The following is a 1,874-nucleotide window of genomic DNA, read 5'->3' as shown; positions in this document are numbered from 1 at the left end:
GCGATCCTCAAGCCGTCGAGGAAGTCCCATGACAGACCTGCCGGGACAGGACGCCGACAAGGCGCCCGAACGCGCACCCGACGTGGTGCGCAGCCGCTTTGACCAGGGCGTGGTCAAGGTCGCTCAGCTGGCCGCTTGGCTGGTGTTCATCGCCATGGCCATCAGCGTGTATGAAGTCATCATGCGCTATGGCTTCGGCTCGCCCACCTCCTGGGTGCACGAAACCGTCGTCATGCTGGTGGCGGTCAGCTTCTGCCTGGGGGGGCCGGCGGCGCTGGCGTCCAACCGCCATATCCGCGTCAAGGTCCTCTACGACGCCGTGGGCCCGACCTTCCGTCGTGCCCTCGATATCTTCAACGACGTGGTCACCTTCGGCTTCTGTCTGGGCATGAGCTACGCCGCCTGGGTGATGTTCTACGGGGCGTCCCACAATCCGCTGGGCGAGTGGCAGCTCGAGCGTTCCGGCACGTCCTGGAATCCGCCCTTTCCCGCCGTGGTCAAGGGCATGATCCTGCTGGCCCTGGCCGTCATGTGCGTGCAGGCCTTGATCCACGTGTTCCAGTCGCTCAAGGGCAAACCCGTCCCCGATGCACCCGAAGGAGGCGCTGACTGATGGATATTGCAGACGGAACGCTGCTGCTGGTCGGTGCCATCTTTGCCTTGCTGGTCACCGGCCTGCCGCTGGCCTTCATTACCGGGCTGGTGGCACTGGCCTTCACCTTTGGCTGGTTCGGCCCCAACGCGCTGCCGCTGGTCACCAGCCGGGTCTACGGATTCGTCACCGAGTACTCGTTGGTGGCGGTGCCGATGTTCGTGCTGATGGCCTCGTTACTGGACCGATCGGGCATCGCCAAGGATCTGTTCAACGCCATGCGGGTGTTTGCCGGCCGGCTGCCGGGCGGTGTGGCGGTCCAGACCATCGTGGTGGCCTTCTTCCTGGCCGCGCTGTCCGGCATCATCGGCGGCGAGATCGTGCTGCTCGGCATCCTGGCCTTGCCGCAGATGCTCAGGCTCGGCTACGACAAGCACCTGTCGATTGGCGTGGTGTGTGCCGGCGGGGCCCTGGGCACCATGATGCCGCCGTCCATCGTGCTGATCATCTATGGCCTGATCGCCAGCGTCTCGATTGCTGACCTGTTCACTGCCGCGATCACCCCGGCGGTGATCCTGATGCTGTCCTACATCGGCTACGTGCTGGTCCGCTGTCTGCGCAATCCGGCCATGGGGCCGCCGATGAGCGACGAGGATCGCAATGCCGGCTTCGCCTCCAAGGGCGCGGCGCTGCGCTCGATCATCGTGCCGGCCCTGATCGCCTTCCTGGTGCTGGGGTCGATCTACGGCGGCGTGGCCTCGGTCACTGAAGCCGCCGCGATGGGCGTGTTCGGTGTGCTGCTGGCCGTGCTGGCACGGGGCGAGTTCTCGTTCAAGATGATGCACGCAGCGCTGTCCCAGACCCTGGTGACCTGCGGCATGATCATCTGGATCGGCATCGGTGCCGCGGCACTGGTCGGGGTCTACAACCTGATGGGCGGCAACCGCTTCATCTCGGGCATGATCATGGACCTGGACGTGGCGCCGATCGTGATCATCCTGGTGATGATGGCCATCCTGATCGTGCTGGGCATGTTCCTGGACTGGATCGGGGTTGCCATGCTGACCCTGCCGATCTTCGTACCCATCGTGATTCAGCTGGGCTACAGCCCGATCTGGTTCGGCATCCTGTTCGCCGTCAACATGCAGGTGTCGTTCCTGTCGCCGCCATTTGGCCCGGCCGCGTTCTACCTGAAAGGGGTGGCGCCGCCGGAGATCAGCCTGAAAGACATCTTTGTGTCACTGCTGCCGTTCATCGCACTGCAATTGTGTGTGCTGGCCGC

Annotated in this window: 2 protein-coding genes; both read left to right on the top strand. The window is 64.4% G+C overall.

Annotation, left to right across the window (positions count from 1 at the left end):
• Positions 1-28 precede the first annotated feature (28 nt).
• Positions 29-613 (top strand): TRAP transporter small permease subunit, encoded by a 585-nt coding sequence (locus tag KUW18_RS19550; RefSeq protein WP_222164404.1) that lies wholly within the window; start codon positions 29-31, stop codon positions 611-613.
• A partial coding sequence (locus KUW18_RS19545; RefSeq protein ID WP_206944874.1) for a TRAP transporter large permease subunit occupies positions 613-1,874 on the top strand: 1,262 nt, incomplete at its 3' end. The genes KUW18_RS19550 and KUW18_RS19545, both read left to right, overlap by 1 nt.

The organism is Halomonas sp. DP5Y7-2 (genome assembly GCF_019802025.1).
Taxonomy (GTDB): Bacteria; Pseudomonadota; Gammaproteobacteria; order Pseudomonadales; family Halomonadaceae; genus Halomonas; species Halomonas litopenaei_A.
This window is presented reverse-complemented; position numbering and strand designations above follow the sequence as displayed.

Coding starts and splice junctions, on each gene's coding strand:
- KUW18_RS19550 (WP_222164404.1), top strand. CDS start 29: ATGACAGACCTGCCGGGACAGGACGCCGACAAGGCGCCCGAACGCGCA.